Source organism: Bradyrhizobium sp. LA2.1 (genome assembly GCF_040547725.1).
GTDB classification, from domain to species: Bacteria; Pseudomonadota; Alphaproteobacteria; order Rhizobiales; family Xanthobacteraceae; genus Bradyrhizobium; species Bradyrhizobium barranii.
Genome location: NZ_JBEPQI010000015.1, coordinates 129,185 through 145,772 on the forward strand (window position 1 = coordinate 129,185; position 16,588 = coordinate 145,772).

The following is a 16,588-nucleotide window of genomic DNA, read 5'->3' on the forward strand; positions in this document are numbered from 1 at the left end:
CTCCAGCCGAATCATCCCGAAGAACTAGGTGGATTGGAACAGCGCGCCCGGCATTTTTGTGGGACCGCCTTTACGTTCACGATCTGGACTCTTACCGCTGGAGTCACGGTGGGGGTATTGTCGTTTGATTCGCGCGCGACGGGGGTCGCCGCGCGCAAATTCGTGCGATCTGGGGCAACTATGTCAGGCGTGATCGTGTCGATGCGTCGGACGCTGCTGTCGTGCACATCGTTGGCGCGCAACGGCTTGTTGGGAGGCGCTCTCGCGGCGCTGCTGCCGGCTGCGCCGGCTGAGGCTGCCGACCTCGTCGACACACTTTCCATAATGCTGGACTTCAACCGGCAGGAACTCGCGGTGCTGGCCACCGCGCTCGCGCTGCTCGGCTTCTCGGTCGTGGCCGCGATCCTGTTGATGCGCACGCGCGTGCGCACGGCGAACAACGAGGCGCGGCTGCGCGCGCGGATCGGGGAACTGCAACTCCAGTCCGACCGCTTCGGCGCGTTGCTGTTCGCCGAGCCGCAGATCCTGATCTCCTGGCCGGCCGGCGACAATCGCGCGCAGATTTCCGGCGACATCTCCATGGTGCTGCCGCGCGATTCCTCCCCCCAGCGCGTCCTCGCGTTCGGAACATGGCTGCCGCCGGAGCCCGCGCTCCAAATGGATCACGCGGTCGATGCGTTGCGTGACCGCGGCGACGGGTTCCAGCTGACGCTGACCACCGCGCACGGCCACACGCTGGAGGCCATCGGCCGCGCCATCGGCGGCCAGGCCATTGTCAGGATTCGCGAACTCTCCGGACTCCGGCGCGATCTGGCCGAGACCAATCTGCGTTACAAGGCACTCGCCGACGAGACCGAGATGCTGCGCGGCTTTGCCGCCGCCGCGCCCTGGCCGATCTGGGCCAAGGCCGAGAACGGCGCGCTGAGCTACGCCAATCCGGCCTATGTGCGCGCGACCGAGGCAAGCAGCGTCACCGACGCCCAGCAGCGCAAGCTCGAGTTGCTCGACAGTGCAGACCGGACCGCGATGGAGCGGGGCCTGAAGGACGCGGCCAGCTTCACCTCGCGACTGCCGATCGTGATCGGCGGCGAGCGGCGCATCTACGACGTCCGCGCGGTCAATGTCGGCAGCGGCAATGTCGGCGTCGCCATCGATGCCAGCGAGGCGGATGCGCTGAGCTCGGCGCTGGTGCGGATGGCGGAGGCGCATCGGCGCACGCTCGACCAGCTCTCCTCGGGCGTTGCCGTGTTCGACGGCCAGCGCCGGCTCGCCTTCTACAACGATTCCTATCGCCGGCTGTGGGACCTCGACCGCATCTTCCTCGACGCCAATCCCGACGATTCCAGCGTGCTCGACCAGCTCCGCGCAGCGCGCAAGCTGCCGGAGCAGCCGGACTTCCGCGCCTGGAAGGCCAAGCTGCACGAGGCCTATCGCGCGGTCGAGGCCGCCAAGGACACCTGGTACCTGCCCGACGGCCGCGCGCTCTCCGTCGTCACCACGCCGAATCCGGAAGGCGGCGTCACCTATCTGTTCGACGACGTCACCGAAAGCCTCGAGCTTGCCCGCCGCTTCGACGGCATGATCCGCGTCCAGCGCGAGACGCTGGACAGCCTCGCCGAGGGCGTCGCAGTGTTCGGCAGCAACGGCAGGGCCCAGCTGTTCAACCCGGCCTTCGTCCGGATGTGGAAGCTGTCGAGCGACGCCATGCGCGACGAGCCGCACATCCAGACGGTCGAAGGCTGGTGCCATCAGCTGTTCGACGACCCGCAAGTCTGGCGGCAGATCCGCGAGGCCGTCACCTCGATCGAGAGCCGCGCCGACGTGCCGCTGAAGCTGGAGCGCAAGGACGGCAGCGTGCTCGACGGCATGATCCGTCCGCTGCATGACGGCGCGACCATGCTGACGTTCCAGGACATCACCGACACCGAGAATGTCGAGCGTGCGCTGCGCGAGCGCAACGAGGCGCTGGAGGCCGCCGACCAGATGAAGGTGGATTTCGTCCACCACGTCTCCTACGAGCTGCGCTCGCCGCTCACCACCATCATCGGCTTCGCGCATTTCCTCAGCGATCCCTCGACCGGGCCGTTGACGCCGAAACAGGCCGAATATCTCGACTACGTCACCAAATCCACCAACGCCCTGCTGGCGCTGACCAACAACATCCTGGATCTCGCCACGATCGACGCCGGCGCCATGAAGCTGGAACTCGGCCCGGTCGACGTCAGCAAGGCCATCGAGCTCGCCGCCGAGGGTATCCAGGACCGCCTCGCCACCGACCGCATCCGCCTCAAGGTCGAGATCGCGCCCGATATCGGCAGCTTCGTCGGCGACGAGAAGCGCGTGGTGCAGGTGCTCTATAACCTCCTCGCCAACGCCGTCGGGTTTTCTCCACAGGATTCCACCGTCGGCATCAGCGCACGCCGCACCGAACGCAGCGTGGTCTTCACCGTGACAGATTCCGGGCCTGGAATACCTTCCGACATGAAGGACAAGGTGTTCAACTGGTTCGAAAGCCGCTCGCAGGGGTCGCGTCACCGCGGCGCCGGGCTCGGCCTGTCGCTGGTGCGCTCCTTCGTCGAGCTGCATGGCGGCAAGGTGCGGGTGGATTCGATCGTGGGCAGGGGCACGGTCGTGATCTGCGACTTCCCGACCGACCAGGCGGCGCATCGCGACGCCGCCGAATGACTGAACCGACCACATTCTCCGTCGCGCTTGTCAACGAGACGGCTACTGCGCAGTTGATGGCCGACCTCGCGCTGCTGGTCGGCCCCGGCGACGTCATCACCCTCACCGGCGATCTCGGTGCCGGCAAGACTGCGGCTGCGCGCGCCATGATCCGCTATCTCGCCGGCGACGAGGCGCTGGAAGTCCCGAGCCCGACCTTCACGCTGGTGCAGGGTTACGAGCTGCCGCCGTTTCCGGTGATGCATGCCGATCTCTACCGCGTCGAGGACGAGAGCGAGCTCGAAGAGATCGGCCTGTCGCCGCTTCCCGATGCCACGCTCGTCCTGATCGAATGGCCGGAACGCGCACCGTCGGCGATGCCGCAAGACCGCATCGACATCGCGCTGACGCACCGGCCGGCGCTGGGCTCGAATGCGCGCGCCGCCGACATCACCGGTTACGGCAAGGCCGCCGCGCAAGTCGCACGGCTGAAGGCGCTGCGGGAATTCCTCGAGACATCCGGCTACATGGATGCAAAGCGCAAGCACATGGCCGGTGATGCCTCGACCCGCTCCTATGCGCGACTGCTGCGCGACGACGAGATCGTCATCCTCATGAACTTTCCGCAGCGGCCCGACGGCGCTGCGATGTACAACGGAAAATCCTACAGCGCGGCGGTGCATCTTGCCGAGAACATCAAGCCGTTCGTTGCCGTCGACGAAGGCCTGCGCGTGGCGGGAGTCTCAGCGCCCGCGATTCACCATTACGATCTCGACCACGGCTTCCTGATCTCCGAGGATTTCGGCAGCGACGGCGTGATCGAAGGCGATCCGCCGCGCCCGATCGCCGAACGTTACGAAGCTGCGACCGACGTGCTGGCCGTGCTGCACAGCAAGACATTGCCGGAGACGCTGCGGCTGGCGGATCAGACCTACACCATTCCTGCCTTCGACACCGAGGCGCTGCTGATCGAGATCGGGTTGATGCCGGAATGGTATCTGCCCGATCGCAACGCGCCGCTGAGCGACGAGAAGCGCGCGGAATTCTTCGCGATGTGGCGCGAGCTGCTGAAGAAGCCGCTGGCCGCGCCAAAAACCTGGATCATCCGCGACTACCACTCGCCCAATCTGATCTGGCTCGCCGATCGTACTGGCATGGCGCGCGTCGGCGTGATCGACTTCCAGGACACCGTGCTCGGGCCGCGCTCCTATGACGTCGTGTCGCTGCTGCAGGACGCGCGTATCGACGTCCCTGAGACCCTCGAGCTGACACTGCTGTCGCGCTACATCAAGGCGCGGCGCACGGCCGATGCGAGCTTCGATCCGGCCGGCTTCGCCGAGCTCTACGCCATCATGTCGGCGCAGCGGAACACGCGCCTGCTCGGCACCTTCGCCCGCCTCAACCGCCGCGACGGTAAGCCGCATTATCTGCGCCACCAGCCGCGGATCTGGACCTACCTCCAGCGCTCGCTGGCACATCCCGCGCTGGCTCACCTGCGCGACTGGTATCTCGCCAACGTCCCGCCGCCCCAACGGGCGTCCCAAGAGCCGTCTGAAGAACAGCCTCAAGAGCAGCCCCAGGCCTGATTCGCGGCCCGATTTACCGCCTGTTAGCCATCGCATCGGTATTATCGCCCGCAGGCAGCCGGACAAGGACGGGGCTGGAGCAAGGGCAGATGGCGGTCAAGACGGACCATCGTGGCAACAGCCGGGTTGTTTTCGAGCGCGGGATACCGGCCCAGATGATGGGGATCGACGGCACCTGGCGGCGCGAGTGCACCATGGAGGACGTCTCCGAGAGCGGTGCCAAGCTGACCATCGACGGCTCGGTCGAGGGCTTGCATCTGAAGGAATTTTTTCTCCTGCTGTCGTCTACCGGACTTGCGTACCGGCGCTGTGAGCTGGCGTGGGTCAATGGCGACCAGATCGGCGTCAATTTTCTCAAGCTCGGCGACAAGAAGAAGAAGGCGCGTTCCACATCCGTTGGGGCGTGACGGCCACACCCGTCGTACAACCGTCACGGCAGGTGGTTAAGGCGGTTAAGACGCGGTGCGGCCAATTGCGGTCCGTGTTAGGATTGCTGCGTACGCGAACTTCAAAAGTTCTCAAGTCCAGGATTCCGGGAAAGACGAGTCTGAGAAAGCGAACGATGTCCGTCAAACCGACCAAAGCCATGGTGCTCGCTGCGGGGTTCGGGCTGCGCATGCGTCCGTTGACGGAGAAGATGCCGAAGCCGCTCGTGCCGGTGGCCGGCCAGCCGCTGCTGGACCATGTGCTCGACAAGCTCGGCGACGCCGGCGTGACCGAGGCGATCGTCAATGTGCACTATCTGCCGGACCAGATCATCAACCACACCGCATCCCGCCAGCATCCGCGCGTGACCATCTCGGACGAGCGCGACCAGGTGCTCGGCACCGGCGGTGGCGTGGTCAAGGCGCTGCCGCTGCTCGGCGACGCGCCGTTCTTCCATGTCAATTCCGACACGCTGTGGATCGACGGCGTGCGCTCGAACCTGGCGCGGCTTGCGGAAAACTTCGACCCTGAGCGCATGGACATCCTGCTCTTGATGGCGCCGACCGCGACCAGCATCGGCTATAGCGGCCGCGGCGATTACGGCATGCTGCCCGACGGCGCCCTGCGCAAGCGCAAGGAAAAAGAGGTCGTTCCGTTCGTCTATGCCGGCGCGGCGATCCTGTCGCCCTCGATCTTCGCCAACGCACCGCAGGGCGAGTTCTCGCTGACCAAGATGTTCGACCGCGCCAACGAACAGGAGCGGCTGTTCGGCCTCCGCCTCGACGGCGTCTGGATGCATGTCGGCACGCCCGATGCCGTGCATGCGGCGGAAGAGGCGTTTCTGGAGAGCGTGGCGTAAGCCGCTCTCGTGTCCCCGACGCGGTGCGGCGCGAAGTGCCGCTCCGCAGAGCCGGGACCCAGCAAGCTCACAAATTCGACCAAGCAGCATAGGCCCCGGCTCAACAACGCGTCATTTCATGCCGCGTTGCGTCCGGGGCACGAGAGCGGTGTAAAGCGAACAGCGGGGACTATCTCCCCTCCACCCATATCCATTTGAATCCGCCTCCCTATATTGGCGCCTGATTCCCGAATCAGGCAGCCCATGCGCGTTTTCAGCGTTCCCATCTCAGTTCCGTTCCTGCGCACGGTCGTCTCGAGCCTGCTCGACGGCCGGCTGGTCGACGGATTCGAGGCGCGCAAGGAACCGGCGCGGCTTGCGGATGCCACGCTGTACCTGCCGACAAGGCGCGCCATGCGCGTCGTGCGCGAGATCTTTCTCGACGAGATGGCCGCCGATGCGGTGGTCCTGCCGCGCATCGTCGCGCTCGGCGACATCGACGAGGACGAGCTCGCTTTCGCCGACGAGGGCGAGCAGTTCTCCGGCGGAGCGCCGCTCGACATTCCGCCACGGCTTGGCGAGCTCGAACGGCGGCTGACGCTGGCGCAGCTCGTCGCCGCCTGGGCCAAGGGCCCGGTGCTGTCCCCGCTGGTGGTCGGCGGCCCCGCCTCGACACTCGCGCTGGCCGGCGACCTCGCACGCCTGATCGACGACATGGTGACGCGCGGCGTCGACTGGAGCGCGCTCGACGGCCTCGTGCCCGACATGCTCGACCGCTACTGGCAGCACTCGCTCGAATTTTTGCGGATCGCGCGCATCGCGTGGCCCGGCCATCTCGCCGAGATCAACCGGATCGAGCCCGCGGCGCGGCGCGACCTCCTGATCGCGGCGGAAGCCAGGCGGTTGACCGCGCATCCCCATGGCCCCGTGATCGCGGCGGGCTCGACCGGCTCGATGCCGGCCACCGCAAAATTCCTGCATGCGGTCGCATCGCTGCCGCATGGTGCCGTGGTGCTGCCCGGCCTCGACACCGACCTCGACGACGACGCCTGGCGCAGCATCGGCGGCGTGCGCGATTCGCTCGGCAAGTTCGCCGAGCATCCGGCGTCGAACCATCCGCAATATGCGATGCATGCACTGCTGGAGCGCTTTGGCATCAAGCGCAGCGACGTCGACATTCTCCAGCCGCCGGCGGAAGGCGGCCGCGATCTGCTCGCATCGGAATCGATGCGGCCATCGGCCAAGACCGAAGTTTGGCACGACCGGCTGAAGCAGCCGGATGTCGCCGCGAAGATCGCGGGCGGCATGACGAATCTCGCGGTCGTCGAAGCCCCCAACCCTGAAATGGAAGCGCTCGCGATCGCCATTGCGATGCGCGAGGCGCGCCATCTCGACAAATCGGCGGCGCTGGTGACGCCCGACCGCGCGCTGGCGCGGCGGGTGATGGCCGCACTGACGCGGTGGGATCTCGCGTTCGACGATTCCGGCGGCGACGTGCTGATGGAAACGTCCGCCGGCGTTTTTGCGCGTCTGGCATCGGAAGCGGCGACCAAGGGATTGGAGCCGCCGACGCTGCTGGCGATGCTGAAACATCCGCTGTGCCGGCTTGGCCGGGTGCCTCGCGCGTGGAAGGCGGCAATCGAGGGCCTCGAGCTTGCAGTCCTGCGCGGCACGCGGCCGCCTGCGGGCACCGCGGGCCTGCTGCGCGAATTCAATCGTTTCCGCGAGGAGCTGGCAAAGCTGTGGCGCAGCGAGGTCTCCGCGCTGCACCGTGCGGAGCCGCGTGCGCGTCTGAAGGCGGAGGACCTCGATCGCATCCAGGCGCTGATCGATGCCCTGCGACAAGCGTTGGCGCCGATCGAGAATCTCGCGTCATCGAAACCGTACGACTTCGCCGAGCTCGCGCACCGGCACCGCGAGATCATGATCGAGCTGTCGCGCGACGAGCAGGGCATCCCACTCGCCTTCGAGGAGCGCGAGGGCCTGGCGCTCGCAGCCGCCTTTGACGACCTCCTGCGCGGCGGGACCACCAGCGGATTGATGGTGACGCTGCCTGACTACGCCGACGTTTTCCAGACCGCATTCGGCGATCGCGCCGTGCGGCGGCGGGACAAACCCGGCGCGCGGCTGCAGATCTACGGCCCGCTGGAATCGCGCCTGATGCAGGCCGACCGGATCATCATCGGCGGCCTGATCGAGGGCGTCTGGCCACCGGCGCCGCGCATCGATCCCTGGCTCAGCCGGCCGATGCGGCACGAGCTTGGCCTCGATCTGCCGGAACGCCGCATCGGCCTCTCCGCACACGACTTCGCGCAACTGCTCGGCGGCGACGAGGTGATCCTCACCCATTCCGCCAAGGCCGGCGGCGCACCGGCGGTTGCCTCGCGCTTCCTGCATCGGCTGGAGGCGGTCGCAGGCGACGAACTCTGGAAGACGGCGATTCGCGCCGGCGAGAAATACGTGCAGTTCGCGGGCGCGCTCGATCAGCCCGCCGAGGTCAGGCCGGTCAAGCAGCCCGAACCGCGGCCGCCGCGCGCGACGCGGCCGCTGAAGATGTCGGTCACCGCGATCGAGGACTGGCTGCGTGATCCCTACACGATCTACGCAAAGCACATTTTGCGGCTTGATGCCCTCGATCCCGTCGACATGCCGCTGTCGGCCGCCGACCGCGGCTCGGCGATTCACGATGCGCTCGGCGAGTTCACGGAAAGCTACGCCACGCGCCTGCCCGACGATCCCGCCCGCGTGCTGCACGCGATCGGTAAGAAGTATTTTGAGCCGCTGATGGAGCGCCCCGAAGCGCGCGCGCTGTGGTGGCCGCGTTTCCAGCGCATCGCGCGCTGGTTTGGCGAATGGGAGACGGCGCGTCGCGACGTGATCGAGGTCATCACGGCAGAAACGCGTGGCGAGATCTCGATCCAGCTCGACCACGACCGCAGCTTCCAGCTCTCCGCCCGCGCCGACCGCATCGAGCGGCGCCAGGGCGGCAGCTATGCCATTCTCGACTACAAGACCGGGCAGCCGCCGACCGGCAAGCAGGTTCGCATGGGCCTGTCGCCGCAGCTCACCCTCGAAGCGGCGATCCTGCGCGAGGGCGGCTTCCCTGACATCGACGCGGGTTCGTCCGTCAGCCAGCTCGTCTATGTGCGCCTGAGCGGCAACAATCCGCCGGGCGAGGAGCGCATCCTCGAGCTCAAGTATAGGCAAGGCGACGAGCCGCAGCCGCCGGACACGGCCGCCGCCGAAGCACGGGCCAAGCTCGAGGCGCTGATCCGCGCCTTCGAGGACGAGAATCAGGCGTACACCTCGCTGAACCTGCCGATGTGGACCAACCGCTACGGCACTTATGACGACCTCGCCCGGATCAAGGAATGGTCCGCGGCCGGCGGCCTGGGCATCGAGGAATGGTGAAGCTGCCCCGCCCCATCCCGGATGAAGTGCGTGCGCGGCAGGCGCGCGCGTCCGATCCGACTGCGTCGGCGTTCGTGTCGGCCAATGCCGGCTCGGGCAAGACCCATGTGCTGGTGCAGCGGGTGATCCGCCTGCTGCTGTCGGGTGTGCCGCCGGAAAAGATCCTCTGCATCACCTTCACCAAGGCCGCCGCCGCCAACATGGCCGAGCGCGTGTTCACGACGCTTGGCCATTGGGTCACGCTGGACGACAACGCACTCGACGCGGCGATTAAGGCGGTCGGCATCCCACATCCCGATCGAAAACTGCGCCGCGAAGCACGAAAGCTGTTCGCCTGCGCGCTGGAGACGCCGGGCGGATTGAAGGTGCAGACCATCCACGCACTGTGCACCCGGCTGCTCCAGCAGTTTCCGTTCGAGGCCAACGTGCCGGCGCGCTTCGCCGTGATCGACGAGCGCGACCAGACCGACATGATGGAGCGCGCCAATCTGAAGGTGCTGCTCGAAGCCGCGCGCGATCCGGAGACCGTCACCGGCCGCGCGCTGCTCACCGCGATGGCGAGTGCGGCCGACGTCACCTTCAAGGAAGTCGTGCGCGAAGCCTGTCTCAGCCGCGATCATTTCATGGCCTGGACCGACGAGGCCGGCAACGCCGGGGCAGCTGCTGAGCAAATGGCGTCAGTGCTGGGCGTGGACGCGAGCGATCGGATCGAGGATGTCGAAACGGAGATTCTCGACGGCCCGTTCCTGCCGCGATTGCGCTGGGACGACATCGCCTTCGCGCTGGAAGACGGCACCTCTTCCGACAAGAGCCAGGCCGCTCGTTTCCGCGAGGCCAAGGTGTTTTCCGGCGCGGCACAGGTCGATGCCTATCTCGGCGTCTTCCTCACCGACGAAAAACTGCCGCGCAAGGCGGTGCTGACCAAGAAGTTTGGCGACCACAACCCATCTGTCGCCCAGCTGTTCGAGAACGAGGTGCAGCGCCTCAGCGGATTGATCGAGAAGCGCCGCGCGGTGACCATGCGCGACCGCACCGCGGCCCTGCTGCACATCGCGACCGCGGCCGCCGCAAACTACCGCCGAGAGAAGCAGGAGCGCGGGCTGCTCGACTACGACGACCTCATCGACAAGACGCTGGCGATGCTGAACCGCGTCTCTTCAGGCTGGGTGCATTACAAGCTCGATCGCGGCGTCGATCATGTGTTGATCGACGAGGCCCAGGATACGAGCCCGCGGCAATGGGACATCGTCGCGCATATCATTTCGGAGTTCACCGCCGGCGAAGGCGCGCGTGAAGGGTTGAACCGTACCGTCTTTGCCGTCGGCGACGAAAAGCAGTCGATCTTCTCGTTTCAGGGCGCGCAGCCCCGAGAATTCGATGCGCGCCGGCGCGAGTTGCGCAGCAAGTTCACTGCCGCCGGGCTGAAATTCGATCCGGTCGCCTTCACCTATTCGTTCCGTTCGGGCGCGGCGATCCTGCACTCGGTCGACCACGTCTTCCGCGAGCCCCAGATCTACAAAAGCATCCATTCCGTCGACATCGGCCATCCCCTGCACAATGCGCTCGCCGATGCGGGCCCGAGTGTGATCGAGCTGTGGGATCTCGCCGAGCCCGATGACCGGCAGGAGATCGAGGGCTGGCGCGCACCGTTCGATGGCGTCGCCGCCACCAGCCCCGAGGTGAAGCTCGCCCGCCGCATCCAGACCGAGATCAAGCAACTGGTCGAGAGCGGCACGCTGACGGGACACGAAGGCGAGCGCCGCCCCTTACGTTACGGCGACATGCTGATCCTGGTGCGCCGGCGCGGCAATGCGTTCGACGCCGTGATCCAGGCGCTGAAGCACGCCAATGTTCCGGTCGCCGGCGCCGACCGGCTGAAGCTGACCGAGCACATCGCGATCATCGATCTGATGAATCTTGCGGACGCGCTGCTTCTTCCGCAAGACGATCTCGCGCTCGCGGTTGCACTGAAGAGCCCGCTGTTCGGGCTCGATGACGACGACCTGTTTCAGCTCGCCTGGGGCCGCAAGGGCTCGCTGCGCCGCGCGCTTGCCGAACATGCCGCCACAAGCGAGACGTTCGCCACGGCACTGCGGCGGCTTGAAGCCTGCGAGGCGCGCTCGCGCGACGAGACTCCGTTCGCGTTCTACGCTTGGCTGCTCGGCGGCGACGGCGGACGCGCGCGGATCCTGCGCCGGCTCGGCCATGAGGCCAACGACGCGCTCGACGAGTTCCTGGAGCTGGCGCTGAATTACGAGCGCAAGGCACCGGCCTCGCTGCAGGGTTTCATGGCCTGGCTGCGCTCGGCCGACACCGAGGTGAAGCGCGACATGGAGATCTCGCGCGACGAGGTGCGGGTCATGACGGTGCACGGCGCCAAGGGCCTCGAAGCCTCCGTCGTGTTCATGGTCGACACGACATCATCGCCCGCAGATTCGCAGCGGGTCCGGCTGATCCACGTGCCGCGCGGCAATGGCGGCGAAGTCGTGGTCTGGGCCGGGCGCAAGGCCGATGATCCCAAGCCCGTCGCCGACGCGCGCAAGGCCATGATCGAGGAGACCGAGGACGAGTATCGCCGCCTGCTCTATGTCGCGATGACGCGCGCGGCCGATCGGCTGATCGTCGGCGGCTGCATGCCCGGCAACATGAAGACGGTGCGCAAGCTGAGCTGGTACGACCTCATCGACACCGGGCTCACCGGCTCGGGCCTGGACAAGCAGACGATCGAGACGCCGCTCGGCAAGGTGACCCGATTCGCCCGTCCGGAGGATGTCGCGGCGCTTGGCACGCCTGCGATGTCGGTGGACCAATCGATCGCATTGCCGGACTGGCTGCGGACGCCGTTACCGCACGAGAGCGTCGATGACGATCCAGTGCGCCCCTCCGGCCAGTCGGCCGAGGACGGCCGTAGCGTACGGTCAGGCGAATCGGTGCAGTCGCGCGCGGTGGCGCTGCAGCGCGGCACGCTGGTGCACCGGCTGCTGCAATCCCTCCCCGACATCGCCCCCGAGCGCCGGCGCGACGCCGCGCTTGGCTTCATGGCGCGCAACGCGCCCGACTGGACGGAGGCCGACCGGACCGCGCTGGCCGACAAGGTTCTCGCCCTGATCGCCGAACCACGCTTTGCCCCGGTGTTTGCCGCCGGCAGCCGTGCCGAGGTCTCGATCGTCGGTCGATTGGACCGGCCGGGGCGGCCGCCAGCGCTGGTGTCGGGGCAGATCGACCGGCTGGTCGTTCGTCCGGACGAGGTTCTGATTGTCGATTTCAAGACCAACCAGGGGGCGCCCAAAAGCGCCGCGGAGGCGCCCGCCGCCTATGTCCGGCAGCTTGCGCTGTACCGGGCGGTGCTGGCGCGGCTTTATCCCCAAAAGCCGATCAGGGCCGTCCTGCTCTGGACCGAGGCCCTTGAATATATGGAGATTTCAGCCCCCGCGCTGGACGCGGCGCTGGCATCCCTTCATGTCGGCGTGAGTGTCCTTGACCCGGCAAGGGGCCGTTCATAGGTTGACGGCATGATCCCGGGCGCGATTCCCATGCGCGCCGATTCTTTCAACCGAGTGAGGTACTCCCATGGCCGTTGGCAAGGTTTCCGACACCGATTTCGAAGCCGAAGTGCTCAAGGCGAACGGCCCCGTGGTCGTCGATTTCTGGGCCGAATGGTGCGGCCCCTGCCGCATGATCGCACCTGCGCTTGACGAGATCGCCGGCGCGATGGGCGACAAGGTCAAGATCGTGAAGCTCAACGTCGACGAGAGCCCGAAGACCGCGTCGAAATACGGCGTGATGTCGATCCCGACGCTGATGATCTTCAAGGGCGGCGAGATGGCCTCCCGCCAGGTCGGCGCCGCGCCGAAGGCGAAGCTTCAGCAGTGGATCACGTCCGCGGTTTGATCCGCGGCACGTGTCACTGAGAATTCTTCAACGGCCGGCAACATGCCGGCCGTTTTATTTTTGCTCGACGGCAATCATGCCGATCTCGTTTCGGCGAGTTTGGCGAGACTGGCGAGAACATCGGGAAAGTCCGAGGCGACAGCCGGACCGATCTCAGACGCTTGCGGCCCTCGCGCGTCGACGGCGTAAACGATACGCGTGCGTCCTGCCCCAAGGGATTCGATGCGATGGGCGACCTTGATGACGAGATCGCCGACTCGCGTTTCGTCGATGAAGCACGCGTTCTCGCGGGCCTCGATCAGCTGCGAGCGTAGCGCCTCCTCGCCGGGAGGCTTCATCGTGAACCAGGTCCCGGCCGCAAATGGCCCGTCAATGTCGATCTGCTCGATACCTGCGTTCCAGGTTTTCCAACCGGGCACATCGCGGAAGATACTCCAGATCGTCTCCGGGGCAGCCGATGTCTCGACCGCGTATTCGCCCCGCCAGACATTGTCGTCGTTCATCGCACGCTGCCTCTTCAATATGTACGCTGATAATAGGCGCGCTTATTCAGGAGTCGAGGCAACCGGGACGAAGCGCCTCTATCCGATCCACCCCGTCGCCAAGGCATTGGCCAGCTCCGGCTGGCCATTGCGGCGCGCGAGTGCAGCCATCGCCTCGTGGTCATATGCGATGTGCCGGAACGTCACCTGCCATGCACTCCCGACAAGCTCGAGGATCGCGTAGCGCGCGTGCGGCGTGGCGGCTTCGACGACATGCGGGAATGGATGCACGTCGCGATAGCCGGGGCTGCCGACGCTGCCGGGATTGACGATCAGCCGACCGTCGCGCAACCGCACCGCGCGGGCAAGATGCGTGTGCGCGCAGAGGATCAGCGATTGCGTGACGCCTTGCGCGAGCGGCTCGATCCGGTCGAGCGGCGAGAGCGCCACCGTGCCGTCGGGATGCACGGTATCGAGCCAATAGACCTCATCGTCATCGGGCGTCGCATGACAGAGGAAAACCTGCTCGCGAAACACCCGCGTCATCGGCTGCGCGCGCAGCCAGTCGAGTTGCGCGGCATTGAGCGCTTCGTAGGCTGGACGGTCCCACGATCCCATCTGTTCCGGCGGGCGATCGAGCAGGTAGCGGTCGTGATTGCCGAGCACGTGCACGGCGTCGAGCTGCATCAGGATCTCGATGGTCCGGCGCGCATCGAGCGGGCCGCTCAGCATGTCGCCGAGATTGACGATGTCGGCGATGCCCTGCGCGCGGATGTCGGCAAGCACCGCCTCCAGCGCGAGATGGTTTCCGTGGACGTCGGCAATCGCGGCAAGACGCATTGAGATTCCTGTAGCCCGGATGGAGCGAAGCGTAATCCGGGGCCGTCATTGCTTGTGGCGCGATTCCCGGATTGCGCTTCGCTCCATCCGGGCTACGCAACCTTATGCAGGAGGCGTGCCGTTGATGCCCAGCACATGGCCGGCAAGATAAAGCGAGCCGGTGATCAGGATGCGCGGTGGCACCTCGTAGGCGAGCTTCGCCAAGCCGCGCAGCGCGGCTTCGATGCCGGGCGCGGTCTCGACGCGCATGCCGAGGCTGCGCGCGGCATCCGCGAGGCGGTCGACCGGCATTGCATTTTCGGTGTCGGGGATCGGCACCGCGATGATGTGACGGGTCAGGCCGGCGAAATTGGCGAGAAAACCTTGCGCGTCCTTGTTGGCCATCATGCCCGCGATCACGACCAGCGGCCGCGAGACCCGCTCTTCGAGATCGCCGAGCGCGGCCGCTGCAACGCGCCCGCCTTCGGCATTGTGGCCGCCGTCGAGCCAGATCTCCGAGCCCTGCGGTCCGAGCGCGAGCAGCTCGCCCGAGGTGATGCGCTGCATCCGCGCCGGCCATTCGGCGCCGACAATACCGGCCTCGAACGCCGCCTGGTTGACCTTGAAAGCCGGAATCGCGCGCAGCGTCGCGATCGCAAGGCCGGCATTATCGAACTGGTGGCGGCCGAACAGGCGTGGCGCCGCCAGATCCATCAGGCCGCGCTCGTCGGAATAGACCAGGCGCCCGTGCTCGACATTGACGTGCCAGCTCTCGCCCGCGGCAAACAGCGGCGCGCGCATACGTTTGGCTTGCGCCTCGATCACGGCCATCGCTTCCGGCGACTGCTCGGCACAGATCACAGGCACGCCACGCTTGATGATCGCCGCCTTCTCGCCGGCGATGGAGGTCAGCGTATTGCCGAGGAAATCCATGTGGTCCATGCTGATGGGCGTAATCACGCAGGCTGCCGGTGTGTCGACCACATTGGTCGAATCGAGCCGACCGCCGAGGCCGACCTCGAGCAGCACGACATCGGCAGGGTTCTGCGCGAACAGATGGAAGGCAGCCGCGGTCTTCAGCTCGAACACGGTTGCAGCTTCGCCGGCATTGAGCCGCTCGACCTCTTCCAGCGCCGCGCGCAACTCATCGTCGCCGACCAGCACGCCACCGCCGACGCGGCCGAGCCGGAAGCATTCGTTGATGCGGACGAGATAGGGCGAGGTGTAGGCGTGGACACGCAGGCCGGCGGCCTCCAGCGTCGCGCGCAGATAAGCGAGCGTCGACCCCTTGCCGTTGGTGCCGGCGATGTGGATCACCGGCGGCAGCTTGCGTTCGGGGTGGTCGAGCCGCTCGAGCAGGCGGTGCATCCGCTCCAGCCCGAGATCGATGCGCTTCTGGTGCAGGGCCGACAGCCGCCCGATCAATTCACCGAGCGGCGGCTTTGCGCTGTCAGAGGACGCGTTCACGCGTGCGGCGCGGCCGGCGCCGTCTCGGCGGCCGAGACGATCTGCGCCGGACTGACGACCGGCTGCACCGATTTCGATGCGCCCTCCTGCGCCGGCGCCCTGGTCAGCAGGCGGCACAGCCGCGCCAGGGTCGGGCGCAGTTCGTGACGATGCACGACCATGTCGACCATGCCGTGATCCTTCAGATATTCGGCACGCTGGAAGCCTTCCGGCAATTTCTCGCGGATGGTCTGCTCGATCACGCGCGCGCCGGCGAAACCGATCAGCGCGCCGGGCTCGGCGATCTGCACGTCACCCAGCATCGCGTAGGACGCGGTGACGCCGCCGGTGGTCGGGTTGGTCAGCACGACGATGTAAGGCTGTTTTGCTTCACGCAGCATCTGCACGGCAACCGTGGTGCGCGGCATCTGCATCAGCGACAAAATGCCTTCCTGCATGCGCGCGCCGCCGGATGCGGCGAACACGATGAACGGCGATTTCTTCTCGACCGCGAGCTCCAGCCCGCGCACGATGGCTTCGCCCGCGGCCATGCCGAGCGAGCCGCCCATGAAATCGAAATCCTGCACGGCGACGACGACGGCGGCACCTTCGAGCTTGCCGTAGCCGACCTTGATCGCGTCATTGAGGTTAGTTCGCGCGCGGGCATCCTTGATGCGGTCGACGTACTTTTTCTCGTCACGGAACTTGAGTGGATCGGGCGTGACGTCGGGCAGCGCGACGTCGTACCAGGTCTCGTTGTCGAAGATCGACTTCAGACGCGCCACCGCGCCCATGCGCATGTGGTAGTTCGAGCCGGGGATGACGAACTGGTTGGCCTCGACGTCCTTGTAGAACACGAGCTGTCCGGAATCCGGGCACTTGATCCACAGATTCTCCGGCGTCTCCCGCCGCAGCATGTTGCGGATCTTCGGCCGGACCACATTGGTAAGCCAGTTCATGGTTTGCTCCGATGTGCGAGCCCCGCGGAGGGGCCGCCTGAAGGATATATGGCGGCCGGGCCTCTG

11 protein-coding genes are annotated in these 16,588 nt (G+C 66.5%); 7 read left to right on the plus strand and 4 right to left on the minus strand.

The annotated features are described in order from the left end of the window. Positions 1-180 precede the first annotated feature (180 nt). From ABIB95_RS27525 to trxA, 7 genes are all read left to right on the plus strand, one after another. The gene (locus tag ABIB95_RS27525; protein WP_354243871.1) at positions 181-2,685 is read left to right on the plus strand and encodes a sensor histidine kinase; all 2,505 of its coding nucleotides are present in this window, start codon (positions 181-183) and stop codon (positions 2,683-2,685) included. After that, the gene (gene tsaE / locus ABIB95_RS27530; RefSeq protein ID WP_354243874.1) at positions 2,682-4,250 is read left to right on the plus strand and encodes a tRNA (adenosine(37)-N6)-threonylcarbamoyltransferase complex ATPase subunit type 1 TsaE; all 1,569 of its coding nucleotides are present in this window, start codon (positions 2,682-2,684) and stop codon (positions 4,248-4,250) included. Before ABIB95_RS27525 ends, tsaE begins: the two co-directional genes overlap by 4 nt. Positions 4,251-4,339: 89 nt before the next feature. Continuing rightward, positions 4,340-4,657 carry a PilZ domain-containing protein gene (locus ABIB95_RS27535; protein WP_014490931.1) on the plus strand — a complete coding sequence of 106 codons (318 nt, stop codon included), beginning with the start codon at positions 4,340-4,342 and terminating at the stop codon, positions 4,655-4,657. A gap of 155 nt (positions 4,658-4,812) precedes the next feature. After that, positions 4,813-5,535 carry a nucleotidyltransferase family protein gene (locus tag ABIB95_RS27540; protein ID WP_071908906.1) on the plus strand — a complete coding sequence of 241 codons (723 nt, stop codon included), beginning with the start codon at positions 4,813-4,815 and terminating at the stop codon, positions 5,533-5,535. Positions 5,536-5,778: 243 nt separating this feature from the next. Further along, positions 5,779-8,925: a double-strand break repair protein AddB gene (gene addB, locus ABIB95_RS27545; protein WP_354243877.1), complete on the plus strand. Its 3,147-nt coding sequence runs from the start codon at positions 5,779-5,781 to the stop codon at positions 8,923-8,925. After that, positions 8,919-12,428: a double-strand break repair helicase AddA gene (gene addA, locus ABIB95_RS27550; protein WP_354243880.1), complete on the plus strand. Its 3,510-nt coding sequence runs from the start codon at positions 8,919-8,921 to the stop codon at positions 12,426-12,428. The genes addB and addA overlap by 7 nt, the downstream gene beginning before the upstream one ends. Before the next feature lie 67 nt (positions 12,429-12,495). Continuing rightward, entirely contained in the window at positions 12,496-12,816 is a 321-nt protein-coding gene (gene trxA / locus ABIB95_RS27555) for a thioredoxin (protein WP_007598398.1), read from the plus strand. A 74-nt stretch (positions 12,817-12,890) separates the two neighbouring features. Here trxA and ABIB95_RS27560 read toward each other — a convergent pair whose 3' ends face one another. The 4 genes from ABIB95_RS27560 to accD form a co-directional block, all read right to left on the minus strand. Next, entirely contained in the window at positions 12,891-13,319 is a 429-nt protein-coding gene (locus tag ABIB95_RS27560) for an SRPBCC family protein (protein WP_354243882.1), read from the minus strand. Between the two features lie 78 nt (positions 13,320-13,397). Further along, a complete protein-coding gene (locus tag ABIB95_RS27565; RefSeq protein WP_354243884.1) occupies positions 13,398-14,138 on the minus strand; it encodes a metallophosphoesterase family protein in 741 nt (246 codons plus the stop codon). A 102-nt stretch (positions 14,139-14,240) separates the two neighbouring features. Then, positions 14,241-15,584 (minus strand): bifunctional folylpolyglutamate synthase/dihydrofolate synthase, encoded by a 1,344-nt coding sequence (locus tag ABIB95_RS27570; RefSeq protein WP_354243887.1) that lies wholly within the window; start codon positions 15,582-15,584, stop codon positions 14,241-14,243. Beyond that, positions 15,581-16,522: an acetyl-CoA carboxylase, carboxyltransferase subunit beta gene (gene accD, locus ABIB95_RS27575; protein ID WP_063980168.1), complete on the minus strand. Its 942-nt coding sequence runs from the start codon at positions 16,520-16,522 to the stop codon at positions 15,581-15,583. The genes ABIB95_RS27570 and accD overlap by 4 nt, the downstream gene beginning before the upstream one ends. Positions 16,523-16,588 lie beyond the last annotated feature (66 nt).